Genomic DNA, 17,251 nt, shown 5'->3' with positions numbered 1-17,251 from the left:
AATGACTCTGACCTCCCCCCGTAGAACTCTGCAGCTGCGCATGTGGGCGCTGTTTATGTTCTTCTTTATTCCCGGTCTGCTGATGGCCTCATGGGCCACGCGTACCCCGGCCATTCGCGATATTTTATCCGTCTCAACGGCCGAGATGGGCATCGTGCTGTTTGGCCTTTCGATAGGCTCCATGAGCGGTATTCTGTGCTCCGCGTGGCTTGTCAAACGCTTCGGTACACGGGCGGTCATCCGCACCACCATGTGCTGTGCCGTGTTCGGGATGCTGGTGCTGAGCGTGGCGCTGTGGTTTGCCTCGCCGGTGCTGTTTGCCCTTGGGCTGACGGTGTTTGGCGGCAGCTTCGGTGCCGCTGAAGTGGCCATTAACGTTGAAGGGGCAACGGTTGAACGGGAGATGAATAAAACCGTACTGCCGATGATGCATGGCTTTTACAGCCTTGGCACGCTGGCCGGTGCGGGTGTGGGGATGGCGCTGACGGCCTCGGGCGTCGCCGCGAACCTGCATATTCTGCTGGCCGCACTGGTATGTATTATCCCCATTCTGACTGGTATCCGGGCGATCCCTGACGGCACCGGCAAGAACACCTCTGACGAACACGCCACCGCGGAAAAAGGGCTGCCGTTTTACCGCGACATTCAGCTGATGCTGATCGGCGTGGTGGTGCTGGCGATGGCCTTTGCGGAAGGGTCCGCTAACGACTGGCTGCCGCTGCTGATGGTTGACGGCCACGGTTTTAGTCCAACCTCCGGCTCCCTGATCTACGCCGGTTTCACCCTCGGGATGACCGTCGGGCGCTTTACCGGCGGCTGGTTTATTGACCGCTACAGCCGCGTGGCGGTGGTGCGTGCCAGCGCCCTGCTGGGCGGGCTGGGGATTGCGATGATCATCTTTGTGGACGTGGACTGGATTGCCGGCGTGTCGGTGATCCTCTGGGGTCTGGGGGCATCGCTTGGCTTCCCGCTCACCATTTCAGCCGCCAGCGACACTGGTCCGGATGCACCGACCCGCGTCAGCGTGGTGGCCACCACGGGCTACCTCGCCTTCCTGGTGGGGCCACCGCTGCTCGGCTTCCTCGGTGAGCACTACGGGCTGCGCAGCGCCATGCTGGTGGTGTTAGGGTTAGTGATCATCGCAGCGCTGGTAGCGCGCGCGGTCGCGAAGCCGGAAACGGAACAAACGACACTGGAGAAGGGATATGAGCGTTAAACTGATCGCCGTCGACATGGATGGCACGTTTCTGAGCGATGCCAAGACCTATAACCGCCCGCGTTTTCTGGCGCAATATGCACGAATGAAAGCGCAAGGCATTCGCTTTGCGGTTGCCAGCGGCAACCAGTACTACCAGCTGATTTCCTTTTTCCCGGAGATTGCCCATGAAATTGCGTTTGTCGCGGAAAATGGCGGCTGGGTGGTCAGCGCCGGGGAAGATGTCTTTAACGGTGAACTATCGAAGACGCACTTCGACACCGTTGCCGCCGTGTTAAACGATGTGCCGGGCATTGAGATTATCGCCTGCGGAAAAAGCAGCGCCTATACGCTGAAGCACTATGACGACGGCTTTAAGGATATCGCGGCAAAGTACTACCACCGTCTCGAAATGGTGAGTGATTTCGGCAACCTGAACGATATTTTCTTCAAATTCGGGCTTAACGTCTCTGACGACGACATCCCGCGTATTCAGGCGATGCTGCACGAAAAGCTGAACGACATTATGGTGCCCGTCACGACCGGCCACGGCAGTATCGACCTCATCATCCCCGGGGTGCATAAAGCCAACGGTCTGCGAATACTGCAAAAGCGCTGGGGCATTGATGACAGCGAAGTGGTGGCTTTTGGCGATAGCGGGAACGACGTAGAAATGTTGCGCCAGTCAGGGTTCAGCTTTGCGATGGCAAACGCCAGGCCGCATATTAAGGCGGTGGCGCGCTTTGAAGCCCCGCACAATAACGACGAAGGCGTGCTGGATGTAATTGATAAGGTGTTGAACGGCGAAGCGCCGTTTCATTGACGCCACCATGGCCCTCTCCCGCCGGGAGAGGGAAAACAGCTTACGGCTGTAAAGCATTCCCGACGCGTTTATCCTTCAGGAACACCACGATAAGCCCAACCCACAGCACGCCGTTAGCCAGATTAAACAGGCTGAACAGACCGTTGCCGCCAAATGCGTAGGCGTGTTTGCTCACCTCGATTCCAACGGTGAAAATCAGCATTTGCAACATGCCCATCGCCGCTGACACCGTGCCTTTGCTCATCTCGCTGGCGAACAGGGTCAGGCGCACCAGCCCGGCATTCGCCACACCGATACCGAACGCGTAAACGCTTAATCCTGCGGTCATCCACAGATACGCATGGGACGACACCACTGTCGCGACCGCCGCCAGAACCAGCCCGGCAGCAATGGGCCAGCCGCCCATAATGATCAAGGCACGCACCGTACGGCGGGATGTGAGACGCGCCAGCACCAGGTTACCGATAATCAGCGCGCCAAAAATTGGCACCTGCAGCAGGCCATACTCATAGCTGCTGAGCTGCTCGCCGCTGATGATAATGACCGGCGACTGGGCAATCCACGCCAGCAGAGGCAGGCTAACAAACCCCGTCGCCAGCGCGCCCGCCACAAAGCGGCCGTTCTTCAGCACTTCTTTGTAATCCCGGCCCAGCTCTTTTAGCGACAGTTTCTCACCCAGACGGGTAGCGGTTTCCGGCATCGCGCGGTGCAGGCCAAAGAAAGCGACGGCGGCCAGCACGGCAAACAGCACGAACATCCCTTCCCACGGTGCAACGTGTACCCAGGCAGCACCCACCAGCGGCCCCAGCAGGGGCGCGATCAGCGCCACGTTCGCCATCAGCGCGGTAATCTTGATACACACCGCTTCCTCAAACGACTCCTGGATGGCGGCATACCCGACGGCACCGATAAAGCAGAGGCTCACCCCCTGCAGGAAGCGCAGCAGGGTAAATTGCTCAATATTTTGCGCCAGCAGCGTGGCGAGGCAGGTCACGATAAACCACACCACGCCCGTCAGCATCACCGGACGACGGCCAATACGATCCGACAGCGGCCCTAACAGCCACTGCAAAAACATGCCGCCAGCCAGATAGGCGGTCATGGAAGTCGGTACCCATTCGATCCCTGCGTTGTACTGTTCGACAACGGCCAGCATGCCGGGCTGGATCATATCGTTGCCGATGTAAGTAGAGAATTCGTAGAGCACCAGACATAAGGGGAAAAGCAACGCCTGACGACCCAGACGTGAACCAGAAGAAGAACGGTTTAACATGCAATCTCTTTATCGTGACAAAATCGCGACGAGTGTAATGAAATGCCCTGGCCCGAGATAGTGATTTATCCAGAAGAAACAGAAATAAAGCACATATCGTCTTTGTTTAAGGTTTCCTTAAGTTGACAGATTTATGATAGCCCCATTTCTCGTCAACGACTCCGGATTATGGCACCCACTTCCAGCCGTTCAGAATTGTCTAACTTACAGACAAATAAGACAAAACGACTTTACCGTCTACCACCCCGCTTTTATGGTTATCAGCTTTTAATACTGATAGCCCTTGCCGTGCTGTTTACCTGGCTATCCCGCGATGAAACGCTCGACAGATGGATCACCGGTTTATGGTATGACGCGGCTGCTCACCGTTTTCCACTGCAGCAAGACCACCTGCTGGACCTGCTGAACCATCGACTGGCGAAGTACATCGCCATCGCCGCAGGTGCTGTTGCGCTCATTTATGGCGCGTTCAGGCGCAATGCGAGACTGGTCACGGCCGCGCTGCTGATGGGGCTTGGCGCGCTGGTGGTTGGCGTACTGAAAAGCATAAGCCATCACAGCTGCCCGTGGGATCTGGTGGAGTATGGCGGTAAGGCCGTTTCTTATCCGCTGTTCAGTGCCGCTCCCGCTGACAGCGGTCCGGGGCGCTGTTTCCCCGGCGGTCATGCCTCCAGCGGCTTTATGGTGATGGGACTGTTCTTTGCCTTCTGGCGCGAGCGTCCGCGTCTTGCCTGGTGCTTCGTTGTGCTGGGCGTCGCTTTAGGTCTGGCGATGGGTTACGGCCAGGTCATGCGCGGGGCGCATTTTTTCTCTCACAACCTGTGGGCTGGGTGGTGGGTCTGGTTTTCCCAGTTGGTGGTCTACGGTCTGGTCTCCACCTGGTTTGCTAAAGAGTGACAACGCTATGTTAGAGAATTTGAATTACCAGCTGTTTTATCTCATCAACGCCACTCCGGCCTCGCCAGAGTGGATGATTGATTTCGCCACCTTCCTGGCAAAAGATCTGATCAGTATCGTGCCGGTGCTGGCGGCGATCCTCTGGCTGTGGGGGCCGAGAAGCCAGGTGAAGGCGCAGCGTCAGCTGGTAATTAAGATGGCGATGGCCCTCGGGATCAGCGTGCTGGTCAGCTACATTCTGGGCCTGGCGTTCCCGCACGACCGCCCCTTCGTCGACCACGCGGGGTATACCTTCCTGCACCATGCCCCGGATGACTCGTTCCCAAGCGATCACGGGACGGTTATCTTTACCTTCGCGCTGGCCTTCCTGTTCTGGCATCGTCTGTGGTCGGGTGTGGTGCTGATGGTGGTGGCAGGGGCTATCGCCTGGTCTCGCGTTTATCTCGGCGTCCACTGGCCGATGGATATGGTGGGGGGGTTGCTGGTCGGTCTCATCGGCTGCGTCAGCGCAGCGATCCTGTGGAATCTCTTCGGTGAAGCGCTCTACCGCGGCCTGTCTTATCTGTATCGCACCCTTTTTGCTATCCCGATCCGCAAAGGCTGGATACGTGACTAACCCCAGTCTGACAGGTTACACTTGAACCCCCGCCCTGCGGGGGTTCACTTTTTTATCCCGAGGAACTATGGAAACACGTCGCGATGACCGCATTGCTCAACTGATACAGGCGCTGAAGCGCAGTGATAAGCTTCATCTTAAGGAAGCCGCCAGTCTCCTCGGGGTCTCTGAGATGACCATTCGCCGGGATCTGAACAGCGAGAGCGCGCCTGTCGTGCTGCTGGGCGGGTACATTGTGCTTGAGCCGCGTAGCGCCAGCCATTATCTGATCAGCGACCAAAAGACGCGCCTGGTGGAAGAGAAACGCAAAGCCGCCCGGCTTGCGGCCTCGCTGGTGCAGCCGCATCAGACGCTGTTTTTTGACTGCGGCACCACCACGCCGTGGATAATCGAAGCGATCGACAGCAGCATCCCGTTTACGGCGGTGTGTTACTCGCTGAATACCTTTCTGGCACTGCAGGAGAAACCCGAATGCCGGGTGATCCTCTGTGGCGGTGAGTTTCACGCCAGCAATGCCATCTTTAAGCCGCTGAATCTGCAGGATACGCTCAGCAACGTATGTCCGGATATCGCGTTTTATTCCGCAGCGGGGGTCACTGTCCGTCAGGGAGCAACCTGCTTTAACCTTGAAGAGTTGCCGGTCAAGCACTGGGCATTAAGCGCCGCGCAGTACCATGTGCTGGTGGTCGATCACAGCAAGTTTGGCAAGGTTCGTCCGGCAAGAATGGGTGAGTTATCGCGTTTTGACGCCATCGTCAGCGATTGCCGTCCGGATGAAGAGACCGTGGCCTACGCGAAAGCGCAGCAGGTGAAGTTGATGTACTGAGTCAGGTGCAGAGGTCATACCGGGTGGCGCGATGCCACCCGACAATGGAGGCTTAACTGAACCAGCTGCCAAACCATCCGTGGAATTTCATCATGACGAAGTCCCACATCCGGCTAAAGAAACCGCCCTCTTCTACCGCTTCCATCACAATCAGCGGACGCTGTTCAATCGATTTGCCATTAAGCTGGAAATCAATCGTCCCTACCACCTGGCCTTTTTTCAGCGGCGCGGTGAGCTGGCTGTCGGTCAGGGTGTAGCTGGCTTTCAGGTTTTTCAGCTGACCACGGGGAATGGTCACCGACCCGCCTTCACCCGCCCCCAGGTTCACTTCACTCTTGTCACCAAACCAGACGCGCTGGCTGATGAACGTGGCATCCGGTTTAATTGGCGTGACGGTTTCATAGAAGCGGAAACCCCAGGTCAGCAATTTTTCTGATTCATTAAAACGAATGCGGTCGGTTTTGGTGCCCAGCACGACCGAGATCAGGCGCATATCGCCCTGAGTTGCGGAAGCGACCAGGTTATAACCCGCGCCGGCCGTGGTGCCGGTCTTCATACCGTCGACGTTGACGTTGCTGCTCCACAGCAGACGGTTACGGTTCGGCTGGCGGATTTTGTTGAAGGTAAACTCTTTTTCTTTGTGGATGGCATATTCATCCGGCACGTCGTGGATCAACGCTTTGCCTAACAGCGCCATGTCGCGCGCGGTACTGAACTGACCCGGCGCATCAAGGCCGTGCACGGTTTTAAAGGTGGTATTGGTCAGGCCCAGTTTTTGCGCGTAGCCGTTCATCAGGCCAATAAAGGAGTCCTGGCTGCCCGCAACGTAATCGGCCAGCGCAATACAGGCATCGTTACCGGACTGGATAATGACCCCTTTATTCAAATCAGACACTGACACCTGATCGCCGGGTTTGAGGAACATCACCGATGACCCACGCAGCGCCGGGTTGCCGGTCGCCCAGGCGTCCTTCCCGATAGTGACCATATCGTCAAGCTTGATTTTGCCCGCTTTCAGCGCCTGACCCACCACATAGCTGGTCATGATTTTCGTCAGGCTTGCCGGGTCAAGTTTCTCATCCGCATTGCCTTCCGCCAGCACTTTACCACTGGAATAATCCATCAGGATCCAGGCGCGCGCATCCACAGGCGGCGCTTCGGGCGCAGCCTGTTCCGCTGCGTAGAGAGTTGGTACAAACAGGAAAAGGAGCGCAGAGCCTGCCGCCAGGCTGCGCAGAGAAGTCATTTTTCGCGTCATAAATGCCACCCGAGTGTCCATTCAAAAATTACGTCACATCACCGTGTCGCAAGAAGCGATGAGTAATAGCGCACTAAAACGGTTAAAGAAACCTAACCAAGGTAAAGTTATTAAAGTTTATGCAATAACATTCAGATACGCTTTGATTCAGGCGATTTTTTTGTCTTCTGTTGCGTAATTGTTAGGTTTATCTCACCATGGCAAATCGCTGGCGTTGATTCACATTTCAGGTTGTTTGACTATTTCGGGAGTTTCTATGATTACGCTGTGGGGCAGGAACAATTCAACCAACGTTAAGAAAGTCCTCTGGACGCTGGAGGAGCTGGATTTACCGTTTAAGCAGGTGATGGCAGGGTTACAGTTTGGGGTAAATAAAGATGCCGACTATCTGGCCATGAACCCAAACGGTCTGGTGCCCTTGCTGCGCGACGAAGAAACCGACGTGACGCTGTGGGAGTCCAACACCATCGTGCGTTACCTCGCGGCACAGTATGGTCAGAGCCGTCTGTGGGTGGACAGTCCTGCCCAACGCGCTCAGGGTGAAAAGTGGATGGACTGGGCAAACCAGACGCTCTCCCCCGCACACCGCGTGATCCTGATGGGGCTTGTCAGAACTCCCGAAGCTGACCGCGACTATCCTGCCATTCATGTAGCCCAGGACACCTGTGAAAACCTGTTTGCGATGATGGACGACGAACTGGCGAAGCATCCGTGGTTCTCAGGCGAACGCTTCGGCGTAGGCGATATTGCCGTTGCGCCCTTCATCTGGAACCTGACCAACATTGACGTTACCTGGACGCCGCGCCCGCACCTTGAGCGCTGGCTGAAGCAACTGAGCGAGCGCCCGGCATACCGTCACGTGGTGATGATCCCGGTGACCTGATTACGATCCGGACGGGCTGACTTTCAACAGTTGCCCGTCCGTCTCATCGGTCAGGACATACAGATACCCATCCGGCCCCACCCGCACATCGCGAATGCGCTGGTCTCTGTCACCTAAAATTCGCCCCTTCTCGGTGACCGTGTTGCCCTCCACGCTCAGCACGATAACGTCTTTCTCCTTCAGCGCCCCGACGAACAGCGTGTTTTTCCACTGCGGGAATACGTCACTGTTGTAAAACGCCATCCCGCTCACGGCGGGGGACACTTTCCAGACAAACAGCGGCTTTTCCGTTCCCTCGACGTGCTCGCCCTGGGCTTCCGGGATCTTCAGGCCGCTGTAGTTGATACCGTGCGTCGCCAGCGGCCAGCCGTAGTTTTTGCCTTTCTCCGGGATATTGATTTCATCCCCGCCGCGCGGGCCGTGCTCGTTAAGCCATAGCGTGTCGCTCCAGGGGTTCATCGCCATCCCCTGCGGATTACGAATGCCGTAAGACCAGATTTCGGGCCGTGCGCCGGGAGTGTTCACAAACGGATTATCGGCAGGCACTTTGCCGTCCTCCGTCAGGCGCACAACTTTGCCCTGCAGTTTATCCAGATCCTGCGCCGTCGGACGCTGGTTGTTCTCGCCCAGACCAATAAACAGATGGCCTTTACCGTCGAAGACCAGTCGACCACCGAAATGGTTACCGGTGGACAGTTTCGGCATCTGACGGAAGACCACCTGGAAACCTTCAATTCGGGAGAGATCATCGCTTAAGCGGCCATAGCCAACCGCCGTTCCCGCTTTGCCGTCATTCCCCGCCTCGGCATAGCTCAGCCAGACGCGGCGCGATTTTTCAAAATCCGGGGCGAGTGCCACATCCAGCAACCCGCCCTGGCCGTTTGCCCAGACCTTGGGTACGCCGACGATCGGATCGGAAAGCCCTTTTCCGGCCTGCCAGTGCTTTAACTGGCCTCCCTTAAGGGTCACCAGCAGCCCTTTATTGTCCGGCAGGAACGCCATCGACCAGGGATGATCGAGCCGGTTTTGCACAACGTCGACTTTTACCGCGTCAGGGGCGGCGAGGAGAGAAATCGGGAAAAAAAACGCAGGCAGGAAAATCAGCGAAGATCGATGCATAACGCGCTCCTTTATCGGTTTATGGCATAAAGGTTAGCCACTGGGTCCGGGCACGTTATCACTTTTACAAAAGCTTAATCAGAAGGGGGAGTTGCCTCCCCCGGTGTCAGTGTTGTTCAAGCGTCTCGTGCTTGTTCAGACACATGATGCATAGAGAGAGCGTGGTCAGGCAGTTTTCAAGCTTCTCCGCGTTAACAGCGATAAAATTCGGGCAGTCGTGGCGTCCGTTCATCAAACATACCCCTGCAATGGAGAGCACCTCGGCGGCGCGGCGCAGCGCAACGAGTTCGCTTTCGGCGTATTCCGCTTTCAGGACGGGTGCTTTTTCACGCATGAAGTTGCAAAGTTCAAAGAGATTATCACGCAGATGTTCGCTTTCGCTGACTGACATATACCCTTTTGCCTTCCTCAACTGCAGGTACGCGGCAAGGTCGATTCGGGCATTGATCAGCTTGTTAAGCAGATCGCGTTTCAGTCTGTCAACGGACATGCTCTTTCCTCCTCTGTCAGCCATTGTGCACATTCAGAATAAGGTTATTTTTTGTACAGTTTAATGCCTGAGATCAATAATTCTTAACTGATTAACATTATTTACAATGTTACAACCTTCTTGCCGGTCATCCGCCTCGCAAAGAGTGTATAAATCCACCGCGGAACGCTGTAAAATCCCGCCCTGATAACTCCATAATTGATGAATTTTTAACCTATGAGCAATGTTACGCACCAGCCTAAAATCGGCTTCGTCTCCCTGGGCTGCCCAAAAAACCTGGTGGATTCTGAACGCATCCTGACCGAACTGCGCACCGAGGGCTATGACGTGGTGCCAAGCTACGACAACGCCGACATGGTGATCGTTAACACCTGCGGGTTTATCGACAGCGCGGTTCAGGAGTCACTGGAAGCCATCGGTGAAGCCCTGACGGAAAACGGCAAAGTGATTGTGACCGGCTGTCTGGGCGCGAAAGTGGACCAGATCCGCGAAGTGCACCCGAAAGTGCTGGAGATCACCGGCCCGCACAGCTACGAGCAGGTACTGGAGCATGTTCATCACTATGTCCCTAAACCTAAGCACAATCCGTTCCTGAGCCTGGTGCCAGAACAGGGCGTGAAGCTGACCCCGCGTCACTATGCGTACCTGAAAATTTCCGAAGGCTGCAACCATCGCTGCACCTTCTGCATTATCCCGTCCATGCGTGGCGATTTGGTCAGCCGTCCGATTGGTGAAGTGCTGGCAGAAGCCAAACGTCTGGCAGACGCAGGCGTTAAAGAGCTGCTGGTCATTTCTCAGGATACCTCGGCCTATGGCGTCGACGTGAAGCATCGCTCTGGTTTCCACAACGGTGAGCCGGTGAAAACCAGCATGGTTGGCCTGTGCGAACAGCTTGCCAAACTGGGTATCTGGACACGTCTGCATTACGTCTACCCGTATCCGCACGTTGACGATGTCATCCCGCTGATGGCAGAAGGGAAAATTCTTCCGTATCTGGATATCCCGCTGCAGCACGCCAGCCCGCGTATTCTGAAGCTGATGAAGCGTCCTGGCTCCGTCGATCGCCAGCTGGCACGCATCAAACAGTGGCGTGAAATCTGCCCGGACCTGACCCTGCGTTCCACCTTCATCGTGGGCTTCCCGGGCGAAACCGAAGAAGATTTCCAGATGCTGCTCGACTTCCTGAAAGAAGCACGTCTGGACCGCGTAGGCTGCTTCAAATACAGCCCGGTCGAAGGCGCGACCGCCAACGAACTGGCGGATCAGGTTCCGGAAGAGGTGAAAGAAGAGCGCTGGAACCGCTTCATGCAGCTGCAACAGCAGATCTCTGCTGAACGTCTGCAGGAAAAAGTGGGCCGCGAAATTCTGGTCATCATCGATGAAGTGGACGAAGAAGGCGCAATTGGCCGCAGCATGGCGGATGCCCCTGAAATCGACGGCGCGGTCTACCTGAACGGCGAAACCAGCGTTAAGCCGGGCGATATTGTCCGCGTGAAAGTTGAGAACGCCGACGAGTATGATTTGTGGGGAAGCCGGGTTTAACGGCGTTTACCCTTCCCTTCACCCTCTCCCGCCGGGAGAGGGTTTCCATCCTACCCCTTAATCCTCGGATCCAGCGCGTCGCGTAATCCGTCACCCAGCAGGTTAAACGCCAGCACGGTCAGGAAAATGGCCAGGCTCGGGAAGATGGCCACGTGCGGAGCAATGACCATGTCCGCTCTTGCTTCATTCAGCATCGCGCCCCACTCCGGTGTAGGCGGTTGCGCACCCAGCCCCAGAAACGACAGGCTGGCCGCCGAGATAATCGACACGCCGATACGCATGGTAAAATAGACCACGATAGACGATACCGTTCCCGGCAGAATATGGCTGAACAGGATAGTGGCATCGCTGGCCCCCATGCTGCGCGCAGACTCAATAAAGGTTTGCTGTTTGAGCACCAGCGTGTTGCCTCGTACCAGACGCGCAAACGCCGGTATTGAGAAGACCGCAACCGCAATAATGACGTTAGCCATACCGCTGCCCATTATCGCCACCACCGCAATCGCCAGCAGAATGCCCGGGAAGGCAAACAACACGTCGCAGATACGCATGATGATGCGGTCCCACCAGCCTTCGTAATATCCGGCGACCAGACCCAGCACGGTGCCGATTGCCGCGCCAATCAGTACCGCAAAAACCCCGGCGGCGAGAGAGATCTGCGCCCCCACCAGCACGCGGCTGAAGATGTCGCGCCCAAGCGAGTCCACGCCGAACCAGTGCAGCATCGACGGTCCATCATTGAGACGGTCGTAATCAAAATAGTTTTCCGCATCAAACGGTGCTACCCACGGCGCAATGACCGCCACCACAATCAGCAGCAGGACAAACAGCCCCGCCGTCATGGCGACCGGCTGACGGCGAAAACGCCGCCAGAATTCAGACCACGGCGTGCGGATATGGTCCGGCTTTAGCCCCGGCATAGCGTTTAACATGGCCTGACGACGCCAGTTCAACAATCGCATTTTACTTATACCTGATGGCCGGGTTAATGGCGGCGTAGAGCACATCCACCACTAAGTTGATAAGAATAAATTCCAGTGAGAAAAGCAGGACTTCGGCCTGAATAACCGGGTAATCACGCATTTCGACTGAATCCACCAAAAGACGTCCCAGCCCCGGCCAGTTAAAGACCTTCTCCACCACAATCGAGCCGCCCAGCAGGAAACCAAACTGGAGCCCCATCATCGTCACCACCGGGATCATCGCGTTACGAAAGCCGTGTTTGAGGATGACCCATTTCTCGCTGACCCCTTTCGCCCGGGCGGTGCGAATATAATCTTCGCTCAGCACGTCAACGAACGAGGCGCGGGTAAAGCGGGCCATCACGGCAGCAACAGCCGCGCCCAGCGTCATTGAGGGCAGAATGTAGTGTTTCCAGGTGTCGGCCCCGACCGTCGGCAGCCAGCCCAGCTCCACGGAGAATATCTGCATCAGCAGCATCCCCAGTGCAAATGCCGGGAAGGAAATGCCCGTGACGGCCAGAGCCATACCGAGCTTATCCGGCCAGCGGTTGCGCCAGACGGCAGCGACAATTCCTGCGCCAAGACCAAACAGCACCGCCCAGCTCATGCTGGCAATGGTTAACCAGAACGTGGGCATAAAGCGGCTGGCAATCTCTTCCGAAACCGGACGACGTGACACCATAGAAGTGCCAAAGTCACCCTGCAGAACGTTGCCAATATAGTGGAGAAACTGCATATACAAAGGCTGGTCGAGGCCCAGTTGTTTTCGCACCAGCGCGATAACCGTTGCATCCGCATCTGACCCTGCAACCAGACGTGCCGGATCGCCCGGCAGCATATGAACAAACAAAAACACCAGCACCGCCACAATCAGCAGCGTCGGGATAAGCCCCAACAGGCGTTTACAAACATAATTCAGCATGCCTTTCCCTCTCATCCCACAGGCGGTGGCCTGCGGGCATGAGTATTATTTTAAATCTGCTTCATCAAAGCTAAAGCCCGTATCCGGCATGATGTAGAACCCGGTCAGCGCTTTGTTATGCGCGGAAACCAGTTTTTCCACCACCAGCGGTACCCACGGTGACTCTTTCCAGATGATATCCTGCGCCTCTTTATACAGGCGTGCTTTCTCTTCCGGTTTGGTCGTTTTCAGGGCATCCGCCAGGTCTTTATCCACCTTCGGGTTGCTGTAGAAGGCCGTGTTGAACAGGGTCGGCGGCCAGTTCTGTGAGGCGAACAGCGGCGACAGCGCCCAGTCCGCTTCACCGGTAGAGGCCGACCAGCCGGTGTAGAACATCCGTACGCCGCTCTCTTTCTGCCCTTTCCCTTCCACCTCAGCCGCACGCTGACCGGCATCCATCGCGGTGACCTGTGCCTTGATACCTACCTGCGCCAGCTGCTGCTGGGTAAATTGCAGCACCTTCTGAGCGGTACTGTGATTATGCGACGACCAGAGCGTGGTGCTAAAGCCGTTCGGGAAGCCCGCCTCTTTTAACAGCTCACGCGCTTTGGCCGGATCGTAAGGCCACGGTTGATAGTTTTGCGAATAGGCGATCGCCGGAGGCAGCACGCCGGTAGCCGGCGTGGCATAGCCAGCAAAGGCGACTTTTACCAGCGCCTGGCGGTTAATGGCGTAGTTGATGGCCTCACGCACTTTTGGGTTATCAAACGGCTTTTGCGTCACGTTCATGCTGATATAGCGCTGCATAATGGACGGGCTGGCGACCAGCTCCAGCTTGCTGTTTTTCTGCAGAATGGCGGCTTGCTCATAGGGGATCGGGAACGCGAACTGCGCCTCACCGGTCTGCAGCATCGCCGCGCGGGTGTTGTTGTCCACCACCGGACGCCAGGTAATGGTGTCCAGCTTCGGCAGGCCCGGCTGCCAGTAACCCGCAAACTTCTTAACCTTCACAAAGTCGGTCTGGTTCCAGGTGAGCAGCTCGTAGGGGCCGGTCCCCACCGGATGGAACCCGATCTCTTTGCCGTATTTTTTCAGCGCGGCAGGCGAAATCATCGCCGTGGCAGGATGCGCCAGAATATTGATAAACGCCGAGAACGGCTCTTTCAGGGTGATCTTCACCGTCGTCGGGTCGACCACCTCGGTGCTGGCGATGTTTTTATACAGGTTGTAGCGCTTGAGGCTATTTTCCGGGTTGCTGGCGCGATCGAGGTTTATCTTCACCGCCTCCGCGTTGAAATCTGTACCGTCCTGGAACTTCACGCCGGTTCTGAGCTTAAGGGTATACACCAGCCCGTCGCTGGAAACGGTATACCCTTCCGCCAGCACATTTTTAAGTTTCATCTCGCTATCCAGGCCAAACAGCCCCTGATAGAACGATTTCGCCACCGCCTGGGAGAGCGTGTCGTTGGCATCATACGGATCCAGCGTGGTGAAATTGGAACCGACGGCGACCACCACATCTTTGGCAGCGAACGCCGGCGCGGCGGCCAGGGCTGCCGTCACGCTCGCGGCGAGTAACCATCTGCGCGCTACAAATTTAACCATTGTGTTCTCCTGCCTGTTTTAAGTTATAACCGCGAGAATGCATTGTCCTGACGCGGGGGGGCCACAAAATGCCCCGGGCCAACCTCGCGCAGCGCCACGCGCTCCACCGCCTCGCCCCGTTTACGAATATTGCTCGGCATTTCGTCCTGCAGCAGCACACGCTGGCCGTGGCGATGCTCAGGGTCGGCAACCGGCACTGCGGCGATAAGCTTGCGTGTGTAAGGGTGCTGTGGATTTTCAAATACCGCCCTGCGCGGTCCTATCTCCACAATTTGTCCCATAAACATCACCGCGACACGGTGGCTGATACGCTCAACCACCGCCATGTCGTGTGAGATAAAGAGGAAGGCAATCCCCATATCCCGCTGCAGGTCGAGCAGTAAATTAATGATTTGCGCCCGGATAGAGACATCCAGCGCCGAGACGGATTCATCTGCAATCACCACTTTCGGGTTAAGTGCCAGCGCGCGGGCAATGCAAATACGCTGCCGCTGACCGCCCGAAAACTCGTGCGGATAACGCCAGGCATGTTCTGGCTTCAGCCCCACGCGCTCAAGCAGCCAGGCCACCCGACGCTGCGCGGCTTCACCGTCGAGCAGGTTATGCACCCGCAGCGGCTCCATAAGTGAATACCCCACCGTGTGGCGCGGGTCGAGGGAGGCATACGGATCCTGAAAAATAAACTGGATATCTCGTCTTACCGCCTGCAGTTTGCTGTCCGGAAGGGTATCAATGCGTTCCCCGTTAAAGGTTATGCTGCCCTCCTGGGACTCCACCAGCCTGAGCAGCGCCCGCCCGGTGGTAGATTTCCCGCAGCCCGACTCTCCCACCAGCGCCAGCGTTTCGCCTGGCCACAAATCAAAACTGACGTTTTCAACTGCATGCACCTCGCGCTTCACGCGGTTAAACATTCCGCTGCGCAGGGGAAAACGGGTCACCAGATCGCGCACTTCCAGAATCGGCTTGCCGGGTACCACGGTATCCTGCTCGATTTCATCTTCCTGCTGGCCTGCCGCTTCGAGAGAAATTAACGGGAACCGGCGCGGTAAATCGCTGCCGTTCATCGCCCCCAACCGCGGAACCGCCGCCAGCAGCGCTTTGGTGTAAGGATGAACCGGCGCATGGAAAATCTGCTCAACCGTGCCGGTTTCCACGGCGTTGCCCTTGTGCATGACCAGCACGCGATCGGCAATATCGGCGACCACGCCCATATCGTGGGTGATGAAAATCACCCCCATCTCCATCTCCTGCTGCAGCACTTTGATAAGCTGCAGAATTTGCGCCTGAATAGTCACATCCAGTGCCGTCGTGGGTTCGTCGGCAATCAGCACCGCAGGACGGCAGGAGAGCGCCATCGCAATCATGACGCGCTGACGCATACCGCCAGAAAGCTGATGCGGGTAGCGCCCCAGAATAGCCTGCGCTTCCGGTATGCGTACCAGGTCAAGCATGCGTTTCGCTTCACGAAGCGCCTCATCACCACTCAACCCCTGATGCAGGCGGATGGACTCGGCAATCTGTTCCCCGACCGGAAAGACCGGGTTCAGCGAGGTCATCGGCTCCTGGAAGATCATCGCAATATCGGCCCCGCGCACGCTCTGCATCTGCGAGGCGCTCAGCTCATTTAAATCAATGACCTGGTGGTTACGCCGGCGCAGCAGCATTTTTTCGCAGCTGACCTGTCCGCCGGTCTGTTCCAGCAGACGCATCAGCGCCAGTGCGGTGACCGATTTCCCTGAACCGGACTCGCCCACAATCGCCAGCGTTTCGCCGCGGTTGAGCGAGAACGATAAATTCTGTACTGCGGGGATGAACTGCCGCTCTTCCTGAAACGCAATATTCAGTTGATGGACAGCCAGCACTTCACGGTTGTCCAGCTCTTCACTGTGCGGCACGCTTTGCCCCCTTATTCACGATAGATCCCCGTACTGGGTTCATCACCGGCATAACCCCACGCGCGGTACATACCTTCGCTGTTAAACGGCAATGCCACGTTGCCCTCACGATCCACCGCAATTAACCCACCGATCCCCCCCAGCGCGGGCAGTTTCTCCATCACCACGCGCTCACAGGCTTCGGCCAGGCTTAACCCGCCGTAATCCATCAGCGCGGTGATGTCATACGCCGCGAGGGCGCGAATAAACACTTCACCGGTTCCGGTGCACGACACTGCCGCCGTGGCGTTATTGGCATAGCACCCTGCCCCCGGTAATGGACTGTCACCTACCCGGCCCGGCAGTTTGTTGGTCATTCCGCCGGTCGACGTGGCCGCAGCCAGATTCCCGGCTTTATCAAGAGCCACCGCCCCTACCGTGCCCATTTTGCTGCGCTCATCGAGCGGCGCGGTATGGTCAAGCTGCGTCACGTTTGCCGAGCGCGCCTCAAGCAGCTGTTGATAACGCTCCGGCGTTGAAAACAGATCGGGAGAAACTGGCGTCATGCCATGTTCCGCGGCAAACGTCTCCGCCCCGGCCCCGGTCAGAAGAACATGCGGGCTCGCCTCCATCACCAGACGCGCGGCCAGCACCGGATTACGCAGATGGCTCACCCCCGCGACGGCGCCCGCTTTAAGGGTGACACCGTCCATGACGCAGGCATCCAGCTCGTGCGTTTCATCGCGGGTAAAGACTGAACCAACGCCCGCGTTAAACAACGGGCACTCTTCCAGCAGACGTACCGCCTCGGTAACCACATCCAGCGCGCTCTCGCCCGCCTCCAGCATCCGCTGGCCCGTTTCCACAATGGCATACAGCGCATCAATATAACGTTTTTCCTGCTCGGGACTGAGCAGGGCACGGGTGATTGCCCCGGCGCCACCATGAATTGCGATTACCGCATTAACCATTCCCATCACCCGTTAG

The 17,251-nt window shown here is 57.1% G+C and carries 16 protein-coding genes; 7 read left to right on the top strand and 9 right to left on the bottom strand.

Annotated elements, in window-relative coordinates; all coding sequences use genetic code 11:
- The first annotated feature begins 1 nt into the window (after position 1).
- Together QLG09_RS07595 and QLG09_RS07590 are read left to right on the top strand one after the other, a co-directional pair.
- Positions 2 to 1,216: an MFS transporter gene (locus QLG09_RS07595; RefSeq protein WP_025204602.1), complete on the top strand. Its 1,215-nt coding sequence runs from the start codon at positions 2 to 4 to the stop codon at positions 1,214 to 1,216.
- Positions 1,206 to 2,018, top strand: a complete 813-nt coding sequence (locus QLG09_RS07590) for a Cof-type HAD-IIB family hydrolase (protein WP_020884881.1) — start codon at positions 1,206 to 1,208, stop codon at positions 2,016 to 2,018. The genes QLG09_RS07595 and QLG09_RS07590 overlap by 11 nt, the downstream gene beginning before the upstream one ends.
- A 40-nt stretch (positions 2,019 to 2,058) precedes the next feature.
- Here the strand turns inward: QLG09_RS07590 and QLG09_RS07585 are convergent, their stop codons facing one another.
- The gene (locus QLG09_RS07585; RefSeq protein WP_014169295.1) at positions 2,059 to 3,291 is read right to left on the bottom strand and encodes an MFS transporter; all 1,233 of its coding nucleotides are present in this window, start codon (positions 3,289 to 3,291) and stop codon (positions 2,059 to 2,061) included.
- 168 nt (positions 3,292 to 3,459) lie between these two features.
- Between QLG09_RS07585 and QLG09_RS07580 the strand changes: the two genes are divergently transcribed.
- The 3 genes from QLG09_RS07580 to deoR all read left to right on the top strand — a co-directional run bounded on the left by QLG09_RS07580 (position 3,460) and on the right by deoR (position 5,630).
- Positions 3,460 to 4,188, top strand: a complete 729-nt coding sequence (locus QLG09_RS07580) for a phosphatase PAP2 family protein (protein WP_068794438.1) — start codon at positions 3,460 to 3,462, stop codon at positions 4,186 to 4,188.
- Positions 4,189 to 4,195: 7 nt separating this feature from the next.
- A complete protein-coding gene (gene ybjG / locus QLG09_RS07575) occupies positions 4,196 to 4,804 on the top strand; it encodes an undecaprenyl-diphosphate phosphatase (protein ID WP_282488799.1) in 609 nt (202 codons plus the stop codon).
- A 67-nt stretch (positions 4,805 to 4,871) separates the two neighbouring features.
- A complete protein-coding gene (gene deoR, locus QLG09_RS07570; protein WP_014169292.1) occupies positions 4,872 to 5,630 on the top strand; it encodes a DNA-binding transcriptional repressor DeoR in 759 nt (252 codons plus the stop codon).
- 52 nt (positions 5,631 to 5,682) lie between these two features.
- On the opposite strand, the gene dacC is transcribed toward deoR, so the two are convergent.
- Positions 5,683 to 6,888, bottom strand: a complete 1,206-nt coding sequence (dacC, locus tag QLG09_RS07565) for a serine-type D-Ala-D-Ala carboxypeptidase (protein ID WP_020884884.1) — start codon at positions 6,886 to 6,888, stop codon at positions 5,683 to 5,685.
- A 256-nt stretch (positions 6,889 to 7,144) separates the two neighbouring features.
- On the opposite strand from dacC, the gene QLG09_RS07560 reads away from it, so the two are divergent.
- The gene (locus QLG09_RS07560) at positions 7,145 to 7,771 is read left to right on the top strand and encodes a glutathione S-transferase family protein (protein ID WP_138613604.1); all 627 of its coding nucleotides are present in this window, start codon (positions 7,145 to 7,147) and stop codon (positions 7,769 to 7,771) included.
- Here QLG09_RS07560 and QLG09_RS07555 read toward each other — a convergent pair whose 3' ends face one another.
- Positions 7,772 to 8,890: a PQQ-dependent sugar dehydrogenase gene (locus QLG09_RS07555; protein WP_182268384.1), complete on the bottom strand. Its 1,119-nt coding sequence runs from the start codon at positions 8,888 to 8,890 to the stop codon at positions 7,772 to 7,774.
- Between the two features lie 106 nt (positions 8,891 to 8,996).
- Positions 8,997 to 9,380, bottom strand: coding sequence for a biofilm formation regulator BssR (gene bssR, locus QLG09_RS07550; protein ID WP_020884887.1), 384 nt, complete (start codon positions 9,378 to 9,380; stop codon positions 8,997 to 8,999).
- 216 nt (positions 9,381 to 9,596) lie between these two features.
- Between bssR and rimO the strand changes: the two genes are divergently transcribed.
- Positions 9,597 to 10,922, top strand: a complete 1,326-nt coding sequence (gene rimO / locus QLG09_RS07545; protein ID WP_014169287.1) for a 30S ribosomal protein S12 methylthiotransferase RimO — start codon at positions 9,597 to 9,599, stop codon at positions 10,920 to 10,922.
- Between the two features lie 50 nt (positions 10,923 to 10,972).
- On the opposite strand, the gene gsiD is transcribed toward rimO, so the two are convergent.
- Genes gsiD through iaaA form a run of 5 tightly spaced genes read right to left on the bottom strand, consistent with a single transcriptional unit; the run spans position 10,973 to position 17,235 of the window.
- The gene (gene gsiD, locus QLG09_RS07540) at positions 10,973 to 11,884 is read right to left on the bottom strand and encodes a glutathione ABC transporter permease GsiD (RefSeq protein WP_020884888.1); all 912 of its coding nucleotides are present in this window, start codon (positions 11,882 to 11,884) and stop codon (positions 10,973 to 10,975) included.
- Position 11,885: 1 nt separating this feature from the next.
- The gene (gsiC, locus tag QLG09_RS07535; protein WP_020884889.1) at positions 11,886 to 12,806 is read right to left on the bottom strand and encodes a glutathione ABC transporter permease GsiC; all 921 of its coding nucleotides are present in this window, start codon (positions 12,804 to 12,806) and stop codon (positions 11,886 to 11,888) included.
- A gap of 45 nt (positions 12,807 to 12,851) precedes the next feature.
- Positions 12,852 to 14,390 (bottom strand): glutathione ABC transporter substrate-binding protein GsiB, encoded by a 1,539-nt coding sequence (gene gsiB, locus QLG09_RS07530; RefSeq protein WP_014169284.1) that lies wholly within the window; start codon positions 14,388 to 14,390, stop codon positions 12,852 to 12,854.
- 23 nt (positions 14,391 to 14,413) lie between these two features.
- Complete coding sequence (gene gsiA, locus QLG09_RS07525; RefSeq protein WP_014169283.1) at positions 14,414 to 16,285, bottom strand: glutathione ABC transporter ATP-binding protein GsiA; 1,872 nt, start codon at positions 16,283 to 16,285, stop codon at positions 14,414 to 14,416.
- An 11-nt stretch (positions 16,286 to 16,296) separates the two neighbouring features.
- The gene (gene iaaA / locus QLG09_RS07520; protein WP_282488797.1) at positions 16,297 to 17,235 is read right to left on the bottom strand and encodes a beta-aspartyl-peptidase; all 939 of its coding nucleotides are present in this window, start codon (positions 17,233 to 17,235) and stop codon (positions 16,297 to 16,299) included.
- Between the last annotated feature and the right edge of the window lie 16 nt (positions 17,236 to 17,251).

The organism is Enterobacter sp. V89_11 (assembly GCF_029967775.1).
Lineage (GTDB): Bacteria > Pseudomonadota > Gammaproteobacteria > Enterobacterales > Enterobacteriaceae > Enterobacter > Enterobacter ludwigii.
This window is presented reverse-complemented; position numbering and strand designations above follow the sequence as displayed.

Bases quoted from the DNA above. Each gene is read 5' to 3' on its own strand.
- QLG09_RS07595 (WP_025204602.1), top strand. From the start codon at position 2: ATGACTCTGACCTCCCCCCGTAGAACTCTGCAGCTGCGCATGTGGGCG.
- gsiC (WP_020884889.1), bottom strand. From the start codon at position 12,806: ATGCTGAATTATGTTTGTAAACGCCTGTTGGGGCTTATCCCGACGCTG.
- dacC (WP_020884884.1), bottom strand. From the start codon at position 6,888: ATGACGCGAAAAATGACTTCTCTGCGCAGCCTGGCGGCAGGCTCTGCG.
- deoR (WP_014169292.1), top strand. From the start codon at position 4,872: ATGGAAACACGTCGCGATGACCGCATTGCTCAACTGATACAGGCGCTG.
- QLG09_RS07560 (WP_138613604.1), top strand. From the start codon at position 7,145: ATGATTACGCTGTGGGGCAGGAACAATTCAACCAACGTTAAGAAAGTC.
- QLG09_RS07555 (WP_182268384.1), bottom strand. From the start codon at position 8,890: ATGCATCGATCTTCGCTGATTTTCCTGCCTGCGTTTTTTTTCCCGATT.
- iaaA (WP_282488797.1), bottom strand. From the start codon at position 17,235: ATGGTTAATGCGGTAATCGCAATTCATGGTGGCGCCGGGGCAATCACC.
- QLG09_RS07585 (WP_014169295.1), bottom strand. From the start codon at position 3,291: ATGTTAAACCGTTCTTCTTCTGGTTCACGTCTGGGTCGTCAGGCGTTG.
- QLG09_RS07590 (WP_020884881.1), top strand. From the start codon at position 1,206: ATGAGCGTTAAACTGATCGCCGTCGACATGGATGGCACGTTTCTGAGC.
- ybjG (WP_282488799.1), top strand. From the start codon at position 4,196: ATGTTAGAGAATTTGAATTACCAGCTGTTTTATCTCATCAACGCCACT.
- QLG09_RS07580 (WP_068794438.1), top strand. From the start codon at position 3,460: ATGGCACCCACTTCCAGCCGTTCAGAATTGTCTAACTTACAGACAAAT.
- bssR (WP_020884887.1), bottom strand. From the start codon at position 9,380: ATGTCCGTTGACAGACTGAAACGCGATCTGCTTAACAAGCTGATCAAT.
- gsiB (WP_014169284.1), bottom strand. From the start codon at position 14,390: ATGGTTAAATTTGTAGCGCGCAGATGGTTACTCGCCGCGAGCGTGACG.
- rimO (WP_014169287.1), top strand. From the start codon at position 9,597: ATGAGCAATGTTACGCACCAGCCTAAAATCGGCTTCGTCTCCCTGGGC.
- gsiD (WP_020884888.1), bottom strand. From the start codon at position 11,884: ATGCGATTGTTGAACTGGCGTCGTCAGGCCATGTTAAACGCTATGCCG.